Annotated in this window: 16 protein-coding genes; 9 read left to right on the forward strand and 7 right to left on the reverse strand. The window is 46.7% G+C overall.

The window, feature by feature from the left end:
- The first annotated feature begins 327 nt into the window (after positions 1-327).
- The 6 genes from QUA23_RS14430 (at position 328) to QUA23_RS14455 (ending at position 7,646) form a co-directional block, all read left to right on the forward strand.
- On the forward strand, positions 328-3,153 hold the full coding sequence (locus tag QUA23_RS14430; protein ID WP_333077138.1) for an ATP-binding protein: 2,826 nt from the start codon (positions 328-330) through the stop codon (positions 3,151-3,153).
- The gene (locus QUA23_RS14435; RefSeq protein ID WP_333077137.1) at positions 3,150-4,541 is read left to right on the forward strand and encodes a response regulator; all 1,392 of its coding nucleotides are present in this window, start codon (positions 3,150-3,152) and stop codon (positions 4,539-4,541) included. Before QUA23_RS14430 ends, QUA23_RS14435 begins: the two co-directional genes overlap by 4 nt.
- 198 nt (positions 4,542-4,739) lie before the next feature.
- Positions 4,740-4,928: a hypothetical protein gene (locus tag QUA23_RS14440; protein ID WP_333077136.1), complete on the forward strand. Its 189-nt coding sequence runs from the start codon at positions 4,740-4,742 to the stop codon at positions 4,926-4,928.
- A gap of 325 nt (positions 4,929-5,253) precedes the next feature.
- The gene (gene rimP, locus QUA23_RS14445; RefSeq protein WP_333040953.1) at positions 5,254-5,721 is read left to right on the forward strand and encodes a ribosome maturation factor RimP; all 468 of its coding nucleotides are present in this window, start codon (positions 5,254-5,256) and stop codon (positions 5,719-5,721) included.
- Between the two features lie 270 nt (positions 5,722-5,991).
- Positions 5,992-7,281, forward strand: coding sequence for a transcription termination factor NusA (gene nusA / locus QUA23_RS14450; RefSeq protein WP_333077135.1), 1,290 nt, complete (start codon positions 5,992-5,994; stop codon positions 7,279-7,281).
- Between the two features lie 83 nt (positions 7,282-7,364).
- Complete coding sequence (locus QUA23_RS14455; protein ID WP_333066666.1) at positions 7,365-7,646, forward strand: YlxR family protein; 282 nt, start codon at positions 7,365-7,367, stop codon at positions 7,644-7,646.
- A gap of 74 nt (positions 7,647-7,720) precedes the next feature.
- Here QUA23_RS14455 and QUA23_RS14460 read toward each other — a convergent pair whose 3' ends face one another.
- Entirely contained in the window at positions 7,721-7,990 is a 270-nt protein-coding gene (locus QUA23_RS14460) for a hypothetical protein (protein ID WP_333093896.1), read from the reverse strand.
- Positions 7,991-8,062: 72 nt separating this feature from the next.
- On the opposite strand from QUA23_RS14460, the gene infB reads away from it, so the two are divergent.
- The 3 genes from infB (at position 8,063) to QUA23_RS14475 (ending at position 12,844) form a co-directional block, all read left to right on the forward strand.
- On the forward strand, positions 8,063-11,230 hold the full coding sequence (gene infB / locus QUA23_RS14465) for a translation initiation factor IF-2 (protein WP_333077132.1): 3,168 nt from the start codon (positions 8,063-8,065) through the stop codon (positions 11,228-11,230).
- 405 nt (positions 11,231-11,635) lie between these two features.
- The gene (locus QUA23_RS14470) at positions 11,636-12,376 is read left to right on the forward strand and encodes a low-complexity tail membrane protein (RefSeq protein ID WP_333077131.1); all 741 of its coding nucleotides are present in this window, start codon (positions 11,636-11,638) and stop codon (positions 12,374-12,376) included.
- A 243-nt stretch (positions 12,377-12,619) separates the two neighbouring features.
- A complete protein-coding gene (locus QUA23_RS14475; RefSeq protein ID WP_333040946.1) occupies positions 12,620-12,844 on the forward strand; it encodes a hypothetical protein in 225 nt (74 codons plus the stop codon).
- A gap of 507 nt (positions 12,845-13,351) precedes the next feature.
- Here the strand turns inward: QUA23_RS14475 and QUA23_RS14480 are convergent.
- The 6 genes from QUA23_RS14480 to ubiE form a co-directional block, all read right to left on the reverse strand.
- On the reverse strand, positions 13,352-14,371 hold the full coding sequence (locus QUA23_RS14480; protein ID WP_333077130.1) for a glycosyltransferase family 4 protein: 1,020 nt from the start codon (positions 14,369-14,371) through the stop codon (positions 13,352-13,354).
- Positions 14,372-14,876: 505 nt separating this feature from the next.
- Positions 14,877-16,085: a DegT/DnrJ/EryC1/StrS family aminotransferase gene (locus tag QUA23_RS14485; RefSeq protein ID WP_333077129.1), complete on the reverse strand. Its 1,209-nt coding sequence runs from the start codon at positions 16,083-16,085 to the stop codon at positions 14,877-14,879.
- A 613-nt stretch (positions 16,086-16,698) separates the two neighbouring features.
- Positions 16,699-17,274 carry an alpha/beta hydrolase gene (locus QUA23_RS14490; RefSeq protein ID WP_333077128.1) on the reverse strand — a complete coding sequence of 192 codons (576 nt, stop codon included), beginning with the start codon at positions 17,272-17,274 and terminating at the stop codon, positions 16,699-16,701.
- A gap of 597 nt (positions 17,275-17,871) precedes the next feature.
- Positions 17,872-18,180 (reverse strand): DUF3493 domain-containing protein, encoded by a 309-nt coding sequence (locus tag QUA23_RS14495; RefSeq protein ID WP_333057719.1) that lies wholly within the window; start codon positions 18,178-18,180, stop codon positions 17,872-17,874.
- Positions 18,181-18,349: 169 nt separating this feature from the next.
- A complete protein-coding gene (locus tag QUA23_RS14500) occupies positions 18,350-19,582 on the reverse strand; it encodes a DUF445 family protein (protein WP_333077127.1) in 1,233 nt (410 codons plus the stop codon).
- An 85-nt stretch (positions 19,583-19,667) separates the two neighbouring features.
- Positions 19,668-20,375: a bifunctional demethylmenaquinone methyltransferase/2-methoxy-6-polyprenyl-1,4-benzoquinol methylase UbiE gene (ubiE, locus tag QUA23_RS14505; RefSeq protein ID WP_333077126.1), complete on the reverse strand. Its 708-nt coding sequence runs from the start codon at positions 20,373-20,375 to the stop codon at positions 19,668-19,670.
- Between the last annotated feature and the right edge of the window lie 48 nt (positions 20,376-20,423).

Below are 20,423 nucleotides of genomic sequence, written 5' to 3' on the forward strand. Positions count from 1 at the left end.
TAGCACTGTGTAAAGTAAAGTTAAAAACTACTACAAATATCTCTAAACGAGGTAATCTATTAGATAGGGTTTCTAACTGCTTTGCTAAGCGATAAAAAACTTACAACTGCTAGAAAAAAATAAGCGAGTCAGGATTTTAAGTCAGCTATAATTATAACACTTTCAGGGAAAATACGTAAGTAGCAATGCTTGTTTAAGCAAGTTACTGTCTCAAACTTTTCACTAACTATTAGAGATTGCTTTTCAATATATATTTCCTCAGCCTCATTTCACTAAATCCACTGAGATTTTTCAGCCAACTCGTTACCTCAGGAGTAACACGAATCAATGTCACAGACCTCTCCAAGCACTTTCCTGTCAAATCGTTCTAAAAAAAAGGTGTCCCTGCGCCTGATTTTAGTATTGCCATTCGTTCTGCAAATATTTGCTGCCGTCGGGTTGACAGGCTGGCTATCCTTACGCAACGGGCAAAAAGCAGTCAACGAAGTGGCCAGCCAGTTGCGGAGTGAAATTACGGCCCGCATCCAGCAGCAGCTCAACACTTACCTAGATACAGCCCCTCGCGTCAATCAACTGAATGCCAATGCCCTTCGCCTAGGATACTTAAATCCCGACAAATTGGAGAGTATGGAGCGCTATTTGTGGGAGCAACTTCAAGCTTTTCCTTCTCTGCCCCAGATGGGTTTTGCTACTAAAACGGGAGAGTTCATGGCGATTGAACGCCAAGAGAATGGCAAAATATTTTTTAAAATAGCAGACAAAGAGCATCGGAATGAACTTCATATTTATGAATCTGATAGCAAAAACAATCAAAGAAAGCTCTTACAAGTCTCCCGCAACTACAATATACTCCGCCGTTCATGGTATAAAGACAGTGTACGCTTAGGCCAGCCCACATGGAGCGAAATTTTTCCGCTTACAGGTCAGAAAACGCTCTCCCTCCCTGCCGGACATCCAGTTTATGACGAAAGTGGCGAACTGCGCGGAGTATTCGTTGCTAATTTTTTGATCTCTTTCCTCAGCGACTTTCTGCAAAGCATAAAAATCGGTCGATCGGGACAGACATTCATTATGGAACGTTCTGGACTCCTAGTAGGGAGTTCCACTCTCAAAGAAGCATTTATCATCAACAATGGCAAACTAGATCGCCTGAATGCTTTAGAGAGCACAGATGATTTAATTCGGCTGACAACAGCGCATTTAAAAGAACACTTTGGCGACCTCACTAAAATTAATAGCTCTCAGCAATTGGATTTTACGATCGCCGGCCAGCGAGAATTCCTCCAAGTTCTGCCCTTTCAGGATAGCCGAGGATTGGACTGGCTGATCGTCGTCGTAGTTCCTGAAAGCGATTTCATGGATCAAATTAACGCCAATACCCAGACTACGATTTTGTTGTGTTTGGGAGCCTTGGCGCTGGCTACAGTTTTGGGAATTTTAACCGCACGCTGGATTACCAGCCCGATTCTCGGTTTGAGCGCAGCTTCGAGAGCGATCGCCACTGGCGAGTTAAAAGAAAATGTGCAGGTAAAAGGCATAGAAGAACTAGAAGTTTTGGGTCAGTCTTTCAACCTTATGGCACAACAGTTGCGCGAATCCTTTGAGGCGCTAGCCAAGACCAATTCCGAGCTAGAAATCCGAGTAGAAGAACGCACCGCTGAACTGACGGAAGCAAAACAAATCGCTGATACTGCAAACCAAGCTAAAAGTGAATTTTTAGCGAATATGAGTCACGAATTGAGAACGCCACTCAATGGAATTTTAGGATACGCTCAAATCCTAGAACGCTCAAAAACGATGGCTCCGAAAGATATCCAAGGCATCAGTATTATTCACCAGTGTGGTTCCCACCTGTTAACCCTGATTAATGACATCTTAGACCTCGCTAAAATTGAAGCTCAGAAATTGGAACTGTACGCGAAAGATTTCCATTTTCCTTCCTTTTTGCAGGGAGTCGCGGAAATCTGCCGCATCCGAGCCGAACAAAAAGGAATTGCTTTTGTTTATCAACCCAGTTTGGAAATTCCTGCTGGCATCTACGCTGACGAGAAACGCTTGCGACAGGTACTAATTAACTTACTGAGCAATGCAATTAAGTTTACAGACTCGGGACGAGTGACTTTTAAGATAGAACATCTGGAAAAGGGGACAGGTGAAAAGCTACAAACCAATGAGCAAATGCCAGACTCACCAATTCACAAAATTAGATTTCAAATTGAAGATACTGGCGTGGGTATGACACCCGAACAATTAAAAAAAATATTTTTGCCTTTTGAACAGGTAGGAGACAGCAAGCGTCAGGCGGAAGGAACCGGGCTCGGTTTAACAATTAGCCAGAAAATTGTTGAAATGATGGGTAGTACAATTCAAGTAAAAAGTCAGTCAGGAGTCGGCAGTGTTTTTTGGCTAGATTTGGATTTACCGGAAGCGGCAGACTGGGCAAATACAGCCACGGTTGCCAAGCAAAGAAAGCTGGTTGGCTACCAAGGTAGAAAGCAGAAAGTTTTGGTTGTGGATGACAAATGGGAAAACCTCTCGGTCATTGTCAATCTCCTGGAACCCCTCGGCTTTGAAGTAACCGAAGCTAAAAACGGTCAAGAGGGTTTAGAAAAAGTAGAAGAGTTTAAGTTTGATTTGATTATTACTGACTTGGTGATGCCAGTGTTAGATGGCTTTGAGATGATGCGCCGTATCCGAAATTTGCCCCACTATAAAGACGTGGCAATCATTGCTTCATCTGCCAGTGTATTTGCTACCGATCAACATAAAAGTTTGGAGGGGGGAGCCAACGATTTTCTCGGTAAGCCAGTGCAGGCAGAAGAGCTATTTGAGATATTGCAAAAGTATTTAAAACTTGAATGGATATATGAGGAACGAAAAAATGAAAAAATCAGCGCTATTCCTTTTTCATCAGATCCTCAATCACTTTCTGAATCTACCTCTGTAGTTGCTCCCCCGCCCGGAGAAATGGAACTTTTATTTGAACTGGCTATGAGAGGCAACGTGAAAGGAATTGTGAAGCGCAGTGAGCACCTAGAGAAGTTAGATCAGCAATTTGTGCCCTTTGCTGTTGAGCTGCGCCAGTTAGCCCAAGGTTATCAAGTCAAAAAAATCAAAGAGTTTATTACATCCCACAGGATAGAAAAAGAATGAAGGCAGCAAATATGGAAACAAGTAGCATCTTAATCGTCGATGACAATCCTAGCAATCTGGACGTGCTTTCTGAAGCTTTAGCTGGTTCAGGATGGGAGATATTGGTAGCAACTGATGGCGAAACTGCCATCGAACAGGCTGAATATAGTCAGCCTGATTTGATTCTGTTAGATGTGATGATGCCAGGAATTGACGGGTTTGAAACCTGCCATCGGTTGAAGGCAAGTCCGTTGACGAACGAAATTTCCGTAATTTTTATGACCGCTCTTTCTGACATAGGAGATAAGGTCAAAGGCTTTAATTTAGGGGCGGTGGATTACATTACTAAGCCCTTTGAACAAAAGGAGGTGTTAGCTCGCGTCAACCTCCATTTAAAACTGCGTTCTTTGACTAAAATTCTCGCCGAGCAAAACCTAATGCTGAAACTGGAAATAGAAGACAGGCTCGCAGCAGAAGCAGCGTTACATCAGCTCGCGCAGGAGTTAGAAAAACGGGTGGAAGAACGAACGGCTGAACTTTCTCAAGCTTTAGAGAATCTTAAAAAAGCTCAAGTGCAAATCGTTCAAAGTGAAAAGATGGCTTGCCTTGGTCAACTTGTAGCTGGGGTGGCTCACGAAATTAACAATCCAGTTAGTTTTATATCCAATAATATCCCTATTGCCAAGGAATATATTGCCGATTTGATCGGGATGACTCGGCTTTGCCAGCACAACGTTACTTCGACATCAGAATTTGAGGATAAGTGCCAGGAGATTGAGTTAGATTTTATTGTTGAAGATTTGCCAAAAATTATTGATTCAATGGCGGTCGGAACAGAGCGACTTTACAATCTTTCTATGTCACTGCGTAATTTTTCTCGGTTGGATACATCGGCACTAACGCCAGTGAATATTCACGATGGGCTAGATAGTACCCTGTTGATTTTAGGTCATCGATTGAAAGGTAAAGGCACTCACCCAGCTATTAAGGTTATTAAAGAGTACGGCGAATTACCGCTGGTAGAGTGCTATCCTGGGCAAATCAATCAGGTGTTTATGAATGTATTAGCGAATGCAATTGATGCTTTAGAAGAGTCTACGATAAGTTGTCCGCTCTGCGGGGAAAAGCAACAGAGCAATGACAATCCACAGATTCGGATATCTACTGAAATGCTTCAGGGCGACAGAGTGGTGATTCGGATTGCTGACAATGGGCTGGGGATAACGCCGGAGATAATGCAGCATTTATTTACGCCGATGTTTACTACAAAATCAGTGGGTAAAGGGACAGGTTTAGGCTTGTCTATTAGCCGTGAGATTGTAGAAGCAAAACATGGGGGTACGCTGACCTGCATCTCCTCGCCCAAATGGGGGGTAGAGTTTGTAATTGAGCTTCCTATTCAGCATTAGTAATGGGGATTTTTTATGGTGAATCTTAGTTTGGCTGTTTTGTCAATATACCGTTAATTTGGCGATCGCCCATGTCGAATCTACCAATCACCCTCACTGTCAAACTCTTCGCCACCTATCCAGAAGCAGAGGGCTTGTCCGAACTAAAATGAGAATTTCCCAAAGAAACTCCCGTATCGCAAGTCCTAGAACGCCTGAGTGACCATCGCCAACAGTTTTAGGGACGATCGCACCGGCTTCGGTATCAACCAGGAATTTGCCCTCGCCCCACCCCACTCCAAAACGGTGATCGAGTCGTCCTTATTTCCCCTGTCAGCTCTCCTCTTCTGCCCTCGGACAGTCCGCCAATGCCGATTCGGTTTGTCACCGGACGGGCGATCGAGCTAAACTGAGAACAGAGGCCTCCCTTCGATCGGAAGAAGTCCTCAAACTTCTTGGAAGAAATTGTTTTACCTAGGAGTGGGTCAAGCCCACTTTTTTTGTTGCATTAGTCGCAGGAAAAGAGCTCGGGGCGTCTGACTTGCAAGTTGAGGACTGATTTAGTAGGGGTACCCCCCCGCTTGAGATCCCCTGCTGGGATGTTGGGTAAGTCCCAAAGTTGAAGACGAAAGTCGCAGCCACCTAATCAAACCACCTCAAAGCCAAGCAATCTCAACACCAAATTTTTCCTTGCCCCTGTCCGAGTTTAGGAGTTTTAACTTAAGTATTCGATATGACTCATCCCCTAATCCCACAAATCATTGACTTAGCTACCCCCGTTGCGGAAACACTGGGATTGGAAGTAGTGGGAGCAGTGTTTCACACCAACCAAAATCCTCCCGTGTTGCGGGTAGACATCCGCAACCTCCAACAAGACACTGGTTTAGCCGACTGCGAGCGCATGAGCACAGCCCTCGATGCTGAGTTAGAGGCAGCCGACATCATACCCGATGCCTACGTGCTAGAGATTTCCAGTCCCGGAATATCCCGATTGCTCAGCAGCGATCGAGAATTCATTACCTTTAAAGGTTTCCCCGTGACAGCCAAAACCACCGAACCGGACTCGCGAATCAAAGAGTGGAAAGGACTACTCCTGGGCCGGGATGAAACAGCGGTTTATCTCAATCAAAAAGGGCGACAGGTTAAAATTCCCCGCCCTCAAATTGTCAAAGTTGAACTAGACGAAGGAAAGGAGATGTAGAGGGAAATTTTGAGTTTTGAGTTTTGAGTTTTGAGATTGCCTCGCAGCAAGCTGAAAACGCTTGGCTGCGAGTTAATTTTTAACAATCACATCTCTAGCAGCAGGTTGAACAGGGACAACAAATAAATTGTTACAGCACCGAGTTCCCCTAATCCAATCCAGTAACTCATCACTCCTCTGTCATCACTTTTTCTTGAAAATTTCCAAGTACCAATTACCGATTACCAGTTACCAGTTACTTATTACCACAGCAAAAAAGGAGAGTTTTATATGTCAATGGTTCCCCTGCCCGGACTAAAAGAAATGGTCGAAGGTATTAGCAAAGAACGCAATTTACCCAAACACGCCGTCCAAGCAGCCTTGCGAGAAGCCCTGCTCAAAGGATACGAACGCTACCGCCGTACCCAAAAACTCGATCACTTCAGCGAAGAATACTTCGACAACTTTGATGTAGAACTCGACGCAGAACAAGAAGGTTTCCGCGTTTTAGCCAACAAAACTATTGTCGAAGAAGTCATCAATCCCGATCACGAAATCTCACTTACGGAAGTGCAAGAAGTAGCCACGGAAGCTCAGCCTGGGAGCATCGTGCTCGTAGACGTAACACCAAATCAAAAAGAATTTGGTCGCATGGCCGCGATCCAGACCAAACAAGTCCTGGCTCAAAAACTGCGCGACCAACAGCGCAAAATGATTCAAGAAGAGTTTAAAGATTTAGAAGAAACTGTTCTTCAAGCAAGAGTGCTCAGGTTTGAGAGGCAGTCGGTAATTTTAGCAGTTACCAGCAGCTTCGGTCAGCCAGAAGTAGATGCCGAACTCCCGAAGCGCGAACAGTTGCCCAACGACAATTATCGGGCCAACGCTACATTCAAGGTTTATCTCAAAAAAGTAGGCGAAGGCTCTACTAGAGGGCCACAGTTACTTGTTTCTAGAGCCGACGCAGGTTTGGTGGTTTACCTGTTTGCTAACGAAGTACCAGAAATAGAAGACGGGGTGGTGAGGATTGTCGCCGTAGCCAGGGAGGCAAATCCGCCCTCCCGGCACGTCGGCCCCCGGACTAAAATAGCAGTTGATACTCTCGATCGCGACGTAGACCCCGTAGGAGCCTGCATCGGAGCGCGGGGATCGCGGATTCAGGTAGTAGTCAACGAATTGCGCGGCGAAAAAATCGACGTGATCCGCTGGTCTCCAGACCCAGCAACTTATATTGCCAACGCTCTGAGTCCCGCTAGAGTAGATGAAGTGCGTTTAGTCGCTCCAGAAGGCAGGAGAGCTCACATTTTGGTCGCTGAAGACCAACTCAGTCTTGCCATTGGCAAAGAAGGTCAGAACGTCCGTCTCGCGGCCCGCCTAACCGGTTGGAAAATCGATATCAAAGATATTGCTAAGTACGATCGCGCCGCCGAAGACAGCAAATTGGCCGCAGAAGCAACTAGGCTCGAAGAACTAGCAGGCGACTACGACGCAGACGAAGCGGGCGACTACGACAGCGACGAGGAAACCGCAGAATTTGAGGAAGAGGAGGCAGCCCCCACGGAGGAAACCGAAGCCACAGTCTAAAAACTGTGACATTTACAAGATTTTCTCTATTCGGGAGACAAGCAGGACTTGTCCCCTACTCCCCTCTCTCTCCCTCACAAGAAATGAAACCGAACTACCGGTGCTGTGCAAGTTGTCGAAAAATAGCTCCTAAGGAAGCTTTTTGGCGAGTAGTCAGGCTCTATCCTTCTCATCAGGTACAATTAGATCGTGGCATGGGCCGTTCTGCTTACCTTTGTCGGGAAACAGAATGCCTCAAAGCAGCTCAGAAAAAAAATCGACTTGGGCGATCGCTCAAAGCGCCTGTGTCTGACGAACTGTACCAAACACTTTGGCAGCGTTTAGCCACATCTGACTGTACATCTTACTCTGGCTCACCCGGATGAAAAACCGACAATAGTTCGGCATCGACTGTATAAACCCTCTTGGCAGCCCTACCAGTAATTACCGGTAGCGCCAGCTATAAAACCCCAATCCGATCTGCCCACCAGTCTGGAAAGATTTGTGTCAGATTAGATAAGGGTAGGGTACTAGCAGAGGTATCCTCAAGGTGGAAAGGCAAACTTTGAAGCTTGAGAGAGTGGGTTTTGCCAAAACTCAGACTTCGGAGTTCCAAGTTGCCAAACAGACTTGAGAATTCTTCAACCGCAGACTTCAGCGAGTTGCATCTTTCTAGATAAAATTGCTGAGAGAGTACCGCAACCCCGATTCCTGACACTGAATCAATCACACCGAATGATGTCGTCATTAGCACAAAAAATCACAATGTAAAAACTGGTTGGCATAAAAGAGGGCAGAGTGGATGAACAACGGCAAAGTAAGAATTTACGAATTATCACGGGAACTAAATTTGGATAATAAAGACATCTTGGCAGTATGCGAGCGGCTCAATATTTCAGTCAAGAGCCACAGCAGCACAATTACAGAATCCGAAGCAGAGCGCATTCGCAAAACGGCGGAAAAATACGTAGCCAGTAGCCACTCTTCCCCCGGCAAGCCAGCTCCACCCGAAAGAGCAGCAGCGCCATCTAGAGAATCTGGCCCTCACCCTAACGACCAACAAAAAAAGCAGCAAATTTTAGAAATACGCAGTCCAAAAGTACGCCCGGCTGGTGCTTCCTCCCAGCCTGCAGGCAACGAGGAGAACAAAAACCAGCCCGCGGCAACCGTGGCAACTCCTCCCAAGTCGCCTGCAGCTCAACAACTCCAGCCTCCAGCTAAACCGAATATCAATAGACCTGTACTGTCGAAGCCAAATGTCGCAGTCTCGGCAGCTCCGTCAGAAGTGTCGGAAACTGTAGGTGCGATCGCCCCGGAAACCACCGCCCAGGCTCAGGCACCTGCGGCACCTCAACCGCCGTCGGAAAAGGCTCCAGAACGCATCCCGCAACCGCCGATCGCCCCTCCCGCGCCTTCGGCTAAACTCACGTCGCCGCCAGTCAGAGGGGCGTCCGAGTCTGCTAGCCGTACCCCACAAAATCTGGGAAACAAGCCGGTACTCAAACTTGCAAGAACCGAGCAAGAGCAATCAGAACAGTCAGAAACTCTGGAAGCGCCAGCTAAACCGAGCCGCCCCAGCAGACCTGCACCAGGAGCTCCTACCGAATCTCGCGACGCGCAAAGACCGCGCCGGGAAGGCGCTGGTGGCCCAGTCAAAACTCCACTGGCCGCTCGACCACAGCCCGGTGGACCGCGCCGGAGCCTTGCCCCCGCAACGTCAGCTACCGGGCTGCGTAGCCGCGGCGGTGACACCGGAGCAATAGGGGATGACACTGATGACAATGAAGAAGATAATACGCCGTTGCTGGAGATTCCTCTCCTCGAAAGGCCCTCCCTCCCTCGTCCTGCCAAAAAGACATCGGTTATTTGGGAAGAAGATGATGACGAAAACTCAGATGCTGCCAAAGCTGCCAAGGCAGTTAAGGCAAAACGTTCTCGCCTCAAACCCATAGACGAGGATGACGATGACTTAGAAAACGGCTTGGATCTGCCAGCACCAGTCACGGTCAGCCTGTCCCTAGCCCGCCCAGCTAAAGCGAAGGGACAAGCAGCACCCAAGTCAACACCAACTCCGGGCGCACCCGGAAGCAGCGGAAAAAATAAGAGACCAGGCCCTTCTCACGATAAAAGTTCTTCTTCAGGTTCCAGCGGGGGACGCGGCAACCGGGGCAAAACAGCCGAAGCTAAGGTAGAACGTCCAGAAAAGCTCCTGCTGAGCAGGCCGATGACCGTTCAAGAACTAGCACTTACTCTGGCTGTTCCCGAAACCGAAATTATTAAGCGGCTTTTCTCTAAAGGAATTGCGGTAAATATTACCGAAACCCTGGACATTCCAGCGGTGAGGATGGTAGCCGAAGAAATGGGCGTAGAGGTGGAAACCCCAGAAAAAGTAGCGCCAGCTATCAAAGTGATCGAGATGCTGGACGAAGCGGATTTGGAATACCTCGAACGCCGTCCGCCAGTAGTAACGATTATGGGTCACGTGGATCACGGTAAAACTACCTTGCTCGACTCGATCCGCAAAACCAAGGTGGCTCAGGGAGAAGCTGGGGGCATTACCCAGCACATCGGTGCTTACCACGTGGATGTGGTACACGAAGGCAAGAGCCAACAGGTGGTATTTTTGGATACGCCCGGTCACGAAGCCTTTACAGCGATGCGGGCTCGGGGAACACGGGTTACGGACATCGCCATCTTGGTGGTGGCGGCGGACGACGGCGTGCGACCCCAGACAATTGAAGCGATCAGCCACGCGAAAGCGGCGAAAGTGCCAATTGTTGTGGCTATCAATAAAGTTGACAAGGAGGGTGCTCAGCCGGAACGGGTGAAGCAAGAGCTTACTGAGTACGGCTTGGTCGCAGATGACTGGGGCGGCGATATCACGATGGTGCCAGTCAGCGCGATCCGAGGCGAAAACCTGGATACGCTGTTGGAAATGATTCTGACAGTCGCGGAAATGGAAGACCTCAACGCTAACCCGCACCGACCGGCTAAGGGTACTGTGATTGAAGCTCACCTCGACAAGGCAAGGGGGCCTGTGGCAACTCTGCTGGTGCAGAACGGCACTCTGCGAGTGGGCGATATTGTGGTCGCAGGCTCGGCTCTGGGCAAGGTGCGCGCCATGATCGATGACCGGGGCGAACGCGTAGAGCAAGCAACTCCATCCTTCGCGGTGGAAGTGCTCGGCCTGCGGGAAGTTCCTCGCGCCGGAGACGAGTTTGATGTCTTCGCAAACGAAAAAGAAGCTGCGGCGATCGCCACTGGAAGAGCTACCTCCCAACGAGATTCCCGCCTGTTGCAAGGCGGCCGGATCAGCCTCAGCGGCTTCTCTCAACAAGCTAAGGAAGGCGTTCTCAAGGAACTCAACTTGATCTTGAAGGCAGATGTCCAAGGCTCCCTCGAAGCAATTGTCGGCGCTCTGACTCAACTTCCTCAAAAAGAAGTTCAACTCCGACTGCTGCTATCTGCTCCTGGGGAAATTACAGAAACGGATATTGACCTCGCCGCAGCCAGTAATGCTGTAATTATCGGGTTCAATACTACTCTCGCCACCGACGCTCGCCTCGCGGCTGACCAAGCAGGCGTAGACGTGCGGGAATACAGCATCATCTACAACCTCTTGGATGACATTCAAGGGGCGATGGAAGGCCTGCTGGAACCCGAATTGGTGGAAGAACCTTTGGGTCAAGTCGAAGTCCGCGCTGTCTTTGCGATCGGTCGCGGGGCTGTGGCTGGATGTATGGTGCTCTCTGGCAAAGTCATCCGTAACTGTAAGGTGCGGGTGCGCCGGGGCAACAATGTCGTTTACGAAGGTGTCCTCGACTCCCTAAAACGGATGAAGGAAGATGCCAAGGAAGTCAATGCTGGCTTTGAATGCGGCATTTCCTTGAGCGGGTTTAGCGACTGGGCGGATGGCGATATTATTGAAGCCTACCGGATGGTTACTAAACGCCGGACTCTCTCTCAATAGTTTTGAGTTGTGAGTGTTGAGTGGGAAAAGAATTTTTGAGAGATCGCAACCAAATTGCCGATCGCTCGCAACTCTTCTCTTCACTCAATACTCCCAAACTTATCACTCGCAACTTTGGTTTTTAACTTATAGCAGAAGGAAGAAGGTTTTAGTTATCGAGGAAAGAATGAAGAAGCAATAAAAGCAAAGATGTTCGCAATTAACAAGGTCATAATCATCTTGGCTGTTGCTGAAAATTCAAAATTTAAAACTAAAATAAGACTTACGCAAATCAACCGAGTTTCCTCCCAAAATGCTCGGTTTGACCGCTAGAAATGTACTCTTCGCACCGGGTTTCTGGGTCAAGAGTGCGTCCCAGACTCTCAAAATTCAAAACTCATAACTCATAACTGATAATTATTTAAAGTGCGTTCTTTTTGGTCAGATACTTTTTTGTGGATTCACCTTTCTGGGGCTGCTACACTGCCGATTTTCCTGGGACTGTGCTTGCTGGGACTCGCAGTGGGCTCTCCCTTGGTCCCTGTCTGGTTAGAAATATTTTTAGTGGGTGTAGCAGGTATTGTTCCTGTGCTGTGGATGCAGTGGTTCCGCCCTTTTTACATTTTTAGTATTTTAGTTGTGGCGGTAAAACCGCAGAATTTAACTTCTGTGCAGCACCGGCTTCTGACTCGGTTTAAAACTAAGTTAAATCAAGGAATCGCTGTTTTTGTCGCTGTTTTGCTGGCAGTAATTTTGTGGCAGCTTTACCGATGGGCTCCCCTGGCGGCTTCGGTGGCTCCCTTTCCTCCTTCCTGGCGGTGGGCTGGATTGTTGTTGGCAGCTTCTGCTTTTTTCGCTAGCAATTTGTTTTTGCAGGTGTCTGCTAGTGTCATGGCGGTTTTGCTGACGCCGGAATCAGAATTTGCAGCGACAAAGCCTCATGTTTTAGAAAAAATTCGGCAGGATTTTACGATCGCGCCTTGGCAAGTCGATCGACTTTTGCCGGCTTTGGCAGCCGAGACAACTGCCACTGTGGTTGCACCCCCAGAGTCAATTGGGTCAGCATCCGGCATAGGGAATTCGTCAGTCGGCAGTAGTGTCAACACAAAACCTGCTGACACCAACGGCGTTACATCTCTACCCGAACAGTCTAGAAAAAAAAAGTGAAATAAAAAATTAAGAGGTGGACAATTGTAATTTAAGCTACTTTAATTTGTACAGATGTATGCTGTGAAAAAAAAATAGGTAAGGCCCCTCTTCGGATAGAGATTATTAATAGTCTTAATATTTAATTTTTAATCGCAGGTTGTGGATATATTATGTTGGCTCTTTGGAGAGAAGAATCTATAATAGAGAGTGTCAAGGTCAGCTTTCAATCCTTACAAGGGATTAAAACAGAGGTATAACAATATGGCGAATTATCTACCGCTCGCACAAGAACCTCAAGCCGCAGAGCCGATCGAGCTGTGCGAAGATTCTGAAATCTGGGGCAGTCTCAAATCCGCGATCGGCGCAAGTTCAGGATTTCAACGCTGGCAGCTAGAACTCAATTTTGAGCGTCAGCAGCAAAATGCCACCATCGATCAGCAAGTTCGTTCTTATCTGCGGGAAACTTTAGAAACTTTGGCTTATTGAGTACCATAAAACCAAATATGGCCACGGTTTGTGAATTTTACAGGCCAATTCTGCTGGCATCCCCTCCAATATGCTATGTGAGTGTCGAGAGTGAGTGTCGAGCTGAACTTCGGGCCTCAAATTGCAGGGGACAGTATTTCTGCTTACGCAGTGCGGATTAATTTCGTCAGCCTACTGGCGACACACTCTCAGAGATTTCAAGAGAAAATTAGCCTGAAACCCCCAGACAGAGAGATTGCGGCTGCTATCTGTTGACTTGGCTATTGCCAAAATTCTTTATAATAAGGCTGAACAAAAATAAAATTAACAGTGCTAGAGTGGCAGTACATCAAACCGTCCACATCAATCTGATTACAAACCTTTTGCACCGTAAGCCCTATTTATTTTTCGGCGTTGCTGATTTACGGTATGAAAGGCTAAATATGCCAGTCATAGAAACCAGTATCGACAAAGCTTGGCGATTTTCAACCGATCTTTTTCATACCCTGATTAAGCAACGCCTATTTTTCATTTTGCGTTCATTTTCTGCAGAATCTGCTCTTGGCGCTTAGCAGCAACTTGTGGCCATGTCAACTCCAAAGCTCGCTGACGGGCGGCGGCTCCCATTTTAGCCCGCAAATCAGGAGAATTAGATAGTTTTCGCAGTCCCTCCACCCAGGCGTCAGTATCGTAGGGAGGAAGAATTATGCCCTCAATACCATCACGCACAACACCACCTCCTCCCATCGGTGAAGCGAGAATGGGCAAACCATGACCCATTGCCTCATAGATGACGAGTGGGCTACCTTCCTCAAGACTGGGAAAGGCAAAAAAGTCAGCTTGGCGATAGGCAGAACTGTAGTCCAAAGCATAATCAAAGTAAACTACATCAGAACGTTTCAGCAAATCCCTGCAAGTTTCAGCGATCGCCGGTTCGAGTTTGCCAAAAATTGTCAGCGATCCCTTAATGCCAGCTCGCTCCCAAGCCTGTAAGAGCAGGTGAACCCCTTTGCGGACGCAGGCAAAACCTAGGAAAAGGACGTTAACTTCCTCTGAAGGCGGTTTTTGGGATTGATAATTGGGGAAACGCTCTGGCGACCAACCTTCAGTCGTTAAAAGCAGTTTCTCTTCAGAAACTCCGGCTTCTTGAAACGATTTTACTACTATCGGACTAGGACAAAACAGAAAGTCAATTTCCTTGAGTTTTTGCTCTTCTCTCTGAATTTTCTCTGGGGTAATGTGGTGTTGAGGTTGCAATCCCAAGCGAGAGTAAGCATCGTCAAGGATACTCTTAGCTTGCCTTTGAGAATTATTAACTCGCTCCCAAAAAATCGCCTTATTCTGCTTGTTAACGCTCTTTACAGTATCTACTGAGGTACCGGGCCACAAGTAGGCAACATCAAATTTTTTGAGCTCTTTGATAAAACGCTTCTCTGCCTTAATTCTGGGTGCACTAGGGCTGCGGTAATACAATTGTGTCAGAAATGACGGAATTGCTTCAACTATATTGGAGTCGCGGCACTCGCGATCGCAACTCGGGACAACCATAAGTGCCTTCAGATCAGGGCCTTGCCATTCTTTGCACACTGAAAAAAATACGTGGCTGATGGCTCGGTTATTACAATGAAATGGCAATAAAGCACTAAGTTTTAACATAGCATTAATTTTTAATCAACTCAACTTTGTCTGCTTTCATCTAAAAATTAGACCTCTTGAATAATAACTTGGACGGGTTCTCCTGTCCATTTCACAAGAGTCATTTTTTTGTGGGGGGCGCCCCGCCTGCTCAATAAAGTGATAAAAAAGAATTTGGCAAGAAGCCTATTCACATAGGAGAGGAGTGCTCAGTTTATAGAGCTGTCTTGTTTTATCTTGTTTTATTTAAAAGCAGATTCAGGAACCTGAAAGTGATTGTACTGTAAAACGATAACATTTAAGTAAAATGACTGCCTTGGCGCTAAAAACTAAGAAAGCGTTGGGGAGTTAAAAAACATCCTACTTGCTTTTTGTAAAAAACAGCTAGGATGTTTTAATGACAACCTATTTAACGACTTTAGTCTGCTGTTGCTAAAACTAGACTTTTAGCTTGGCCGATCGCCAAACACTTTTTAACAGCAGCAATTACATCTTCCACATCTGCATCTGTTAATTTTGCAGAAATCGGCAAGCTAACTGTATGCCGCCCGATGTAAGCAGCGTTCGGATAGTCTTCCGGCTGCCATCCAAACATTTCTTGATAGATAGGATGTTCCGGCAGACTCATGTAATGTACGCCGACACCGATATTTTCAGCATTGATAGCGTTGAGAAACTCGTCGCGGCTGATTCCTGTTTTGGCTTCATCTACCAGAATGGTGTACAGGTGATAAGCATGAATTGTATCCGGTTCGGGGTTCGCGGGCAAAGTAATCGGCAGATCCGCAAATGCTTCGTTGTAGCGCTGCCAAATCTGCTCCCGTCGCTGCCAATAAGGAGTGACTCGTTTCATTTGATGAATGCCGATCGCAGCTTGCAGATCCATCATATTGTATTTAAAACCGACTCCCACCACTTGGTAGTGCTTGTAACCCGAGTCTCCGAATCGCTTCCAAGCATCTTTGCTCATACCGTGCAGGGCTAAAATGTTGAGCCTGTCGGTATCTTCTTTACTGGTGACCAGAATCATTCCTCCTTCGCCCGTCGTAATGTTTTTAGTAACATAAAAGCTGAAGCATCCGAAGTCGCCAAATGTGCCTGCTTTCCGTCCCTTGTACTTTGTTTCGATCGCGTGAGCACAGTCTTCAATTAACTTCAAGTTGTGACGGCTAACAATCTCGCAAAGCGCATCCATATCGCAGGGACGACCCGCGAAGTGAACCGGCAAAATTGCTTTTGTTTTTGGAGTTATTTTAGCTTCGACTTGAGCCGGGTCAATATTCATTGTCACCGGATCTACATCCGCCAGTACCGGTGTTGCCCCGGCGTGGATGATCGCATTAACTGTAGCGCAAAAAGTCATTGGAGTAGTAATGACTTCATCTCCCGGTTGTAACGAAGCAGCAAGGAGGCTCAAGTGCAGTGCCGCAGTACAAGAATTGACTGCAACCGCGTACTGGGAACCCTTGTAAGCATTGAATTCGTCTTGAAAACGCATGACTTTCGGGCCTGTCCCCAACCACCCTGTTTTCATGGTCGATACCAATTCTTGAATTTCAGCATCTTCGATCGCCGGAGCGCCGAAAACCAAAAAACGGTCTTTTGAACGAATAGGATTGTTGTTCATTTTGCTAGTGTTACCCAGTAAATAGAGTCGAGCGAGTGAAAGTGTAGACCCCTAAAAAGTAAGGTTTTATTGGGATTTGAGGTGCTGTTAATTAATCCAGTCTCTCACCTTTTTTTTCAATTTTTTTAGTCAAGAGTTTTGGGGATGCGTGGTGCAATGGCATTTGTTATAGCACGAGCTTACTAATGACAAGCCGTTTTTCCACAAGCGCCTGACTCTGACAGCGTTTCTCTATATTAATATAGATAATCTCCAATGTCCACCCGATATTATTTCAGTTTATGGGCGATACACAACCTCTTGCCTGCATTTTTTGTTTTAAATACTTTCATTAAAAAATTTAAGTCTTCGATACACTTTTTGTAAGCTCTCGAACATCTATCCCGATATAGATTTGACAGCGAAGTTATCGGATTTTAGATGTTAGATTTTAGAATTAGGAATGACTGATTCCCGTCTGGTTTGGAGCTTGCCTGGAGTTAGATTTTGTTTTTAACTCGTGTCAAAATTAGGCAAATTTTGCACAAAAAAAATGTAACTCCCCTGTAATTGATGCAGGTTCAGCAATATTCTGCGATCGCTCGAAGCAATCAACCGTCCTTCCTAACAGCAACTACAGTCTAGGCAGGCGAATCTTATTTAAAATATCTTGCAGCCGTTCTGAAACGCCGCCCAATTGTTCTGACAAAGCTACAAGTTTACCGTAAGCTTCAACTAAGCGATCGCCCTCAACATAAACTTCTGGAGTAGGATAATTCTTCATCGCTTCCAGCAGCGTAATCTCGTTATCATTAGTTGCAGACAGCACCAATGCCTCGCGCAAAGCTTCTCGATTTGCATTCCCAGAAGGAGTGCGAATTACCTGACCGACTTCATCGAGAATTATTTCGCCAACCTTGCTCTTAAGCGTCCGATCCAAAAAGCTTTGACTGACTTTTACTGGTCTCATCAGACTGTTGCGAACCGCTTCTGGGTCTTTTTTTGCTTTCCCCAGCAGCATTTCTAACGCGGGCGACATTTGCCCAGTTTCTGCAAAAATTTCTAATTCGCTGACGGGTAAAGTCATTCGGATCGCACTATATTTGAGCACTACCTTTTCGGCAGCCGCCGCAGCATTGCTGTATAATACAATCCCCGCCCCCGCTGCTAAAAATAACGTCCACCGCCCTTGGAAAAATGATCGGCCCATAGTAAAACCTCCCAACATCTTTTTCTACTTAGACTTTGACACATCTCATTAGTTACTGCACAGGCTAATGTCTTCGGGAAATGCCAAATTATTCGATCGCCCCAGCACTTATACCATTTGAGATTTTAGAGAGATTTTAGATTTTAGATTTGCACATGACTGATGATTATCCGGGTTTAGATCACGGGCCTACTGTTGCAGGATTTTTGGGAACTGGTATTACCTATACGGATGCTAGGGACAAAACTGGGTTCAGGGCGCTTATAGGGGCCTCTCTGTGCGCGGTGCACACCCTAGTGATTCTCTCTCCCAAGCTCCAGAGCCTACCAAAATGCCGAACGCCAGCTCTTCTATCAGTGAAGGCTGGCGCTGGGCTTAAATTTATTTTATATATTTAGGGTCTTTATGAAAGCTGACCCCAATTGAACGAATTACAAGCGGTTTATGATTAGGGCCTTTAAATTTGCTGACCCCAATTAAAGCCACATTCTTATAATGACAGGGATCGCTGACAAACCAGGATTTCATAATAATTTCTTTATATTTCTAACTTTTCCTTGCCTCAGATAGATTTTTGTCTCGATTTGTAAACTTTTGTTACTTCGACTTCGGGGATCGGCCCTCGGCGCGCTGCTCCCAGCGAAACAGGAACACCATCAAGGCCACCACTCCGACTTGAAGGGCAAAATTAGGCAAAGCAGAACCAATTTCCCGGCCAGAGGCAATTTTAGCGAGGAAAACCAAGCCGCCGATAAAGCCCGAAGCGCCACAAGCTACGTAAACAAACTGTCGCAAAGGCCGGTAGGGAGTGGCCATTTCTGCGGTTAAACGCTCGTATTGTTGGCGGCTGAGGTTGCGCGGGTTTTTTGGGATGTTTGTACGATCGTCCGAATTTGGGGCTGGCATAGATTTAGGAAATAAATAAATTAGGATTGGGCCTCAAAAACCCGGTTTGTACCAAAAATCATCTGGCTGACGCGGCAAATAGTAGCGAAAAACCTGGTTTTTGGTACTGGGTGCGCCAGAGAGAGCGAATATTAGACTACAACAAATATCTCACAACTGCCGAAATAAATCACCGTTGAATCCAAACCACAACTGTCTGCAAACAGCCGACAAAAACACCCAAAATTCCTCCTAAATTTACAATTCCCTGCAACTCGCTTTGGACAATGCCTTGAATAGCTAACTCCAACTCTTCAGGAGAAGTACCTTTTACTCGATCGACAATCACCTGGTCTATATTCAAAATCGGGATAGCCTGAGCTACAATATTTTCTAAATCCCGCTCTAAATAGCGCTCTAAAACCAAAGCCAGTTCTTTGCTAACAATTTCCAGGGAAGCGCTCATCACCGCTGAAGTTTGCAATCGATTGAGAAGCAACCGCGAAATATTTTCCCAATCAATAGATTTGCTCAACCCCTCAAGTACGTCTGTACCGCGCTGTTGAACGTAACTGCGAACGCTGTCGCGCATAGTTTTTCGCAACTGTCTCACAGTCGAAACCGGTAAATTTTGCATCGACAAATTTTGCAGCCATTCCTGAATTCGCCCGCGAATCCCCAAAGAAATAGTTAACTCTGCTAAGCGCTGATTGGTCGCTTCTCTGTCATCAAGACAAAAAGTCCGCAGCCGAGTTAAAGTGTTCCGCAAACCAAACAAATTTGCTACTACCCAATAAGTGCCGCTGGTTTTTTCTCGAAACCCTTCATCGATGATCGAAATATTGCGATCCGTCAAAAAGTCAATTAAAGCCTGCCGCAGCACTTCCGGCGGTATTACTACCTGCAACAACCACTCAGCAAGCTGAGCCGCCTGAGCTTCCGTTAGCTGAATCTCCAGCAAAACTTGATCGAAAATTTGATTAAGCTGAGCTTCTAAAAAATCTTCCCGGCGCGCCAAAACTTTGAGAATTCGCGGCATAGATTCCCCCAGCAAATCTCGCAGAATGTTTGCGAGAATTTTAGCGGTTTTTTGCTCGGCGTCGGCTTTTACCTGATCCAGCGCCAACTGCAACAGCCAGAGAATTATCGACTGCATCCGCTCGGTTTGCAGGAGGCGGCGCGCCAAGTTTTGCAGTTCCTCCGGCGTCAGCAGGGAACCCATAATTGTGTCGGAAATTCGCTTTGCTAAACGCTCTTGGTTGCGGGGGATCAAACCGGGAGTGAAAGGCAACTGCCGCCCTTTGATGTAAATAGCTCGATAGGGGCGGAACAGCATTTTGATAGCTATATCGTTAGTGAAATAGCCAATAATTCCTCCCACTACAGGTGGGGCCAACAACAGCCAAATTTCAGACGGATTCATAAATGATTAAAAATAGAGTAAGGTGCACAGGGATCGGTGCACCCTATAGTTAGATAGCCGATCTAGACTGCAAGCATTTTTAATTTTAAATTGCTTTGCCCAGTACCAATACTCCCATCATAGCTCCGGCAATGGGGTAGTGGGTGGCGGAGGCAAATCCGGCTTGGCGGGCGATCGCGACTTGCTCCTGACCGATCGGGAATTTTTCTAAACTAGGATTAATGTAAGCATATTCTTGAGTCATACCAAATTGCTGAGCAATGGGCACTACGAGACTGTCTAAATAAAACTGCTGAAAGCTCCGCATTAGGGAATTGCTGGGGCGGTGGAGGTCGAGAATAGCTGCTTTGGCACCGGGTTTGAGTACGCGGTGCAATTCCTGAAGACTGCGGGGGATGTCAGTCACGTTACGCAGGCCGTAACCCATTGTGGCGCAGTCGAAGTAATTGTCAGCAAAAGGCAAGTCTAGGGCGTCAGCTTCTACCCAGGAAATGGGACTTATAGGGGTGAGAAAAGGTCGATCGCGCCTGGCAGCTACGGCCAATTGTTCGGCGGAAAAATCTACTCCAAATACGCAACCGGTGGGCCCTGCTTGTTTAGCCAGCAGCAAAGCTAGATCCCCGCTGCCGCAGCACAAGTCTAAACAAGTATTTCCGGGGCCGGCACTGCTCCATTTCACCGCCATTTGCTTCCAAATCCGGTGTTGCCCAAAGCTCAACCAGTCGTTCAATTGATTGTAAACTGGTGCTATTCGATTAAATATAGTTTTAATTTGTTCGGCGTTATTAGTCATTTCTCATTTTTCATGGGTGATTGATAATTGGTAATTTATCAGCCGAAA

This window comes from Microcoleus sp. Pol1C5, from assembly GCF_036701115.1.
In the GTDB taxonomy this organism is placed as follows: Bacteria; Cyanobacteriota; Cyanobacteriia; order Cyanobacteriales; family Microcoleaceae; genus Microcoleus.

Excerpts from the sequence above, each read along its gene's own strand:
- QUA23_RS14500 (WP_333077127.1), bottom strand. The coding sequence starts at position 19,582 with ATGAATCCGTCTGAAATTTGGCTGTTGTTGGCCCCACCTGTAGTGGGA.
- QUA23_RS14430 (WP_333077138.1), top strand. The coding sequence starts at position 328 with ATGTCACAGACCTCTCCAAGCACTTTCCTGTCAAATCGTTCTAAAAAA.
- QUA23_RS14480 (WP_333077130.1), bottom strand. The coding sequence starts at position 14,371 with ATGGTTGTCCCGAGTTGCGATCGCGAGTGCCGCGACTCCAATATAGTT.
- QUA23_RS14490 (WP_333077128.1), bottom strand. The coding sequence starts at position 17,274 with ATGGGCCGATCATTTTTCCAAGGGCGGTGGACGTTATTTTTAGCAGCG.
- ubiE (WP_333077126.1), bottom strand. The coding sequence starts at position 20,375 with ATGACTAATAACGCCGAACAAATTAAAACTATATTTAATCGAATAGCA.
- rimP (WP_333040953.1), top strand. The coding sequence starts at position 5,254 with ATGACTCATCCCCTAATCCCACAAATCATTGACTTAGCTACCCCCGTT.
- QUA23_RS14435 (WP_333077137.1), top strand. The coding sequence starts at position 3,150 with ATGAAGGCAGCAAATATGGAAACAAGTAGCATCTTAATCGTCGATGAC.
- QUA23_RS14455 (WP_333066666.1), top strand. The coding sequence starts at position 7,365 with ATGAAACCGAACTACCGGTGCTGTGCAAGTTGTCGAAAAATAGCTCCT.
- nusA (WP_333077135.1), top strand. The coding sequence starts at position 5,992 with ATGTCAATGGTTCCCCTGCCCGGACTAAAAGAAATGGTCGAAGGTATT.
- QUA23_RS14485 (WP_333077129.1), bottom strand. The coding sequence starts at position 16,085 with ATGAACAACAATCCTATTCGTTCAAAAGACCGTTTTTTGGTTTTCGGC.
- infB (WP_333077132.1), top strand. The coding sequence starts at position 8,063 with ATGAACAACGGCAAAGTAAGAATTTACGAATTATCACGGGAACTAAAT.
- QUA23_RS14495 (WP_333057719.1), bottom strand. The coding sequence starts at position 18,180 with ATGCCAGCCCCAAATTCGGACGATCGTACAAACATCCCAAAAAACCCG.
- QUA23_RS14475 (WP_333040946.1), top strand. The coding sequence starts at position 12,620 with ATGGCGAATTATCTACCGCTCGCACAAGAACCTCAAGCCGCAGAGCCG.